Source organism: Sphingobium sp. GW821-FHT02B05 (genome assembly GCF_059421905.1).
This window is the reverse complement of the sequence record NZ_JBWKVW010000024.1, coordinates 1-3,119: the sequence shown is the minus strand read 5'-3', so window position 1 is coordinate 3,119 and position 3,119 is coordinate 1. Positions and strand designations below refer to the sequence as shown.

Genomic DNA, 3,119 nt, shown 5'->3' with positions numbered 1-3,119 from the left:
TATGCGGTGGCGGCGATCGAGATCGTCGACAGCCGCATCCACGACTGGAAGATCACCTTTGCTGATACGGTCGCGGACAATGGATCGTCGGCCTATTTTGTGTTGGGGCAGGATCGCAAGCCGCTCGAAGGTCTGGACCTTTATACCTGCGGCATGGCGATGGAAGTGAACGGTGTACTGGCTTCGCTGGGTGCGGGGGCGGCGTGCCTTGGCCATCCGCTGGAAGCGGCAGCATGGCTGGCAAGGACACTGAGCGCCGCGGGTGAGCCGCTGCGTGCGGGTGATATCATCCTGACCGGCGCTCTTGGACCTATGGTCGCGCTCAACCCCGGTGACCGGGTGACAGCGAAGATCGGGGGTCTTGGCAGCGTGTCGTTCAGCTACGGAGACAAGAAATGACGAAGGTCAAGGCGGCGATCATCGGTTCGGGCAATATCGGTACCGACCTCATGATTAAGATCATGCGCCATTCCAAGGTACTGGAGATGGGCGCGTTTGTCGGCATCGATCCGGAGTCCGATGGCCTCAAGCGCGCCGAGCGGTTGGGCGTTGCGATCACAGCAGAAGGGATTGATGGCCTCGTCAAACTACCGGTGTGGGACGAAATCGGCGTGGTGTTCGATGCGACCTCGGCAAGCGCGCACAGGCGGCATAATGAAATCGTGACGGGCGCGGGCAAGGTCATGATTGACCTGACCCCGGCCGCGATTGGCCCCTATGTCATTCCGGTAGTGAATGGCGACGCGCATCTCGATGCATCCAACGTTAACATGGTGACCTGCGGCGGACAGGCGACGATCCCGATCGTTGCGGCCGTCTCCTCGGTCGGCACTGTCCATTATGCGGAGATCGTCGCGTCGATCTCGTCGAAGTCGGCGGGGCCGGGAACGCGCGCCAATATCGACGAGTTCACTGAGACCACCAGTCGCGGAATCGAAGAAGTTGGCGGCGCGGCCAAGGGCAAGGCGATCATCATCCTCAATCCGGCGGAACCGCCAATGATGATGCGCGATACCGTCTTCACCCTGTCCTCGGGTGCCAGCGAAGAGCAGATCGCTGCCGCAGTCGAGGCGATGGTGGCCAAGGTTAACGCTTATGTGCCGGGCTACCGCCTCAAGCAGAAGGTTCAGTTCGAACGCTTTGGCTCCAACAACCCGGTTCGCATTCCCGGTATCGGTGAGTTTGAGGGCGTGAAGACCACCGTATTTCTCGAAGTAGAGGGGGCGGCCCATTATCTGCCGGCCTATGCCGGAAATCTCGACATCATGACTTCCGCAGGCCTTGCCACGGCGGAGAAAATCGCGCGCCAGCGCCTGGCGAAGGAGGCGGCATAATGGCTTTCGACCCGATACAGCAAAAGCTCTACATTCAGGACGTTACTCTGCGCGACGGCATGCATGCGATCCGCCACCAATATGGCATCGCCCATGTGCAGAAGATCGCCAAGGCGTTGGACAATGCCAAGGTGGACGCGATCGAGGTCGCGCATGGCGACGGGCTCAACGGCTCCAGTTTCAACTATGGTTTCGGCGCGCATACCGACTGGGAATGGATCGAGGCGGTGGCCGACGTGCTGGAGCATTCCGTACTCACTACGCTGTTGATCCCGGGCATCGGCACGATCGAGGAACTGAAGCATGCCTATAAGCTCGGTGTGCGATCGGTCCGCGTGGCGACGCACTGCACCGAGGCGGACATTTCGAAGCAGCATATTGAGGCGGCCCGGAATCTGGGTATGGACGTCTCAGGCTTCCTGATGATGAGCCATATGGTCGAGCCCGAGACGCTGGCCCAGCAGGCTCTGCTCATGGAAAACTATGGCGCAAACTGCGTCTATGTGACCGACAGCGGCGGTGCGATGGACATGGACGGCTATCGCGCGCGGTGCGAAGCCTATGATCGGGTGCTGAAACCCGAGACGCAGCGCGGCATCCATGCGCACCACAATCTCTCGCTGGGCGTCGCCAACTCGATCGTGGGAGTCCAGCATGGCGCGATCCGCATCGACGCCAGCCTGGCGGGCATGGGTGCGGGCGCGGGCAATGCGCCGCTCGAAGTGTTCATCGCCGCTGCCGAGCGCAAAGGCTGGAACCATGGTACTGACCTTTACATGCTGATGGACGCTGCGGAAGAACTTGTGCGCCCGTTGCAGGACCGGCCGGTGCGCGTCGACCGCGAGACGCTGAGTCTTGGCTATGCCGGGGTTTATTCCAGCTTCCTGCGCCATGCCGAAAAGGCAGCGGTCGATTATGGGGTCGATACGCGCGAGATATTGGTCGAACTGGGCCGCCGCCGCATGGTCGGGGGGCAGGAGGACATGATCGTTGACGTCGCGCTGGATATGGTCAAAGCACGTGGCTGATCGGACGCTGGTCAATGACCTTTACCGGACCATGCGACTGCCTATCTTCGCTGCACCGATGTTCCTCATTTCCGGCCCCGACTTGGTGATCGCGGCAGGCAAGGCGGGCATCATCGGCGCTTTCCCAGCTCCCAATGCGCGCACCATTGACGACTTGACGCAGTGGCTGCTGCGCGTCACTTCGGAACTGGAAGCGGCGGGCCGAGCTGGCATGTGGGCGATCAATATGATCGTCCACCCGACCTATGAACGGTTCGATGCTGAACTGGACTTGATCTGCGAATATAAGCCGCGCATTGTCATCACCGCGCTGGGCAGCCCGGGGCGGCCACTGGAGCAGGTGCATTCCTATGGCGGCGCGGTTTTTTCCGATGTCATCAATCCGCTTCAGGCGCGTAAGGCGGTCGATGCCGGGGCTGACGGTCTCGTACTGGTGGCGAGCGGGGCGGGCGGGCATACGGGCCAGTACAGCCCCTTCTCCTTCGTCGAAGAGGTACGCAGCTTCTGGGACGGACCGTTAATTCTGGGCGGCGCGATTGGGGGTGCGAAAGCGATACGCGCGGCGCTCACGCTCGGCGCGGACTTTGCTTATATGGGCACGCGCTTTATCGCCACACGCGAGAGCTTGGTTTCGGACGAAAATCGTGCAATGCTTGTGCGTGCGACGATGAGCGATATTGTCACGACCCAGGCGGTCACGGGCGTGAGTTCCAATTGGATGCGCGAAAGTCTGGATGCGGCTGGCTTCACACCCGAA

4 protein-coding genes are annotated in these 3,119 nt (G+C 61.2%); all 4 read left to right on the top strand.

The genetic code is table 11. From position 1 onward, the window contains the following. Positions 1 to 399 (top strand): 2-keto-4-pentenoate hydratase (locus AC07UX_RS21070; RefSeq protein WP_495193917.1); only part of this gene is annotated, 399 nt, incomplete at its 5' end. Beyond that, positions 396 to 1,334, top strand: coding sequence for an acetaldehyde dehydrogenase (acetylating) (locus AC07UX_RS21065; protein ID WP_495193916.1), 939 nt, complete (start codon positions 396 to 398; stop codon positions 1,332 to 1,334). The genes AC07UX_RS21070 and AC07UX_RS21065, both read left to right, overlap by 4 nt. Further along, entirely contained in the window at positions 1,334 to 2,362 is a 1,029-nt protein-coding gene (gene dmpG, locus AC07UX_RS21060) for a 4-hydroxy-2-oxovalerate aldolase (protein ID WP_495193915.1), read from the top strand. The genes AC07UX_RS21065 and dmpG overlap by 1 nt, the downstream gene beginning before the upstream one ends. Continuing rightward, the coding region (locus AC07UX_RS21055) for an NAD(P)H-dependent flavin oxidoreductase (RefSeq protein ID WP_495193914.1) at positions 2,355 to 3,119 on the top strand (765 nt) is incomplete at its 3' end. The genes dmpG and AC07UX_RS21055, both read left to right, overlap by 8 nt.

Bases quoted from the DNA above. Each gene is read 5' to 3' on its own strand.
- AC07UX_RS21065 (WP_495193916.1), top strand. From the start codon at position 396: ATGACGAAGGTCAAGGCGGCGATCATCGGTTCGGGCAATATCGGTACC.
- dmpG (WP_495193915.1), top strand. From the start codon at position 1,334: ATGGCTTTCGACCCGATACAGCAAAAGCTCTACATTCAGGACGTTACT.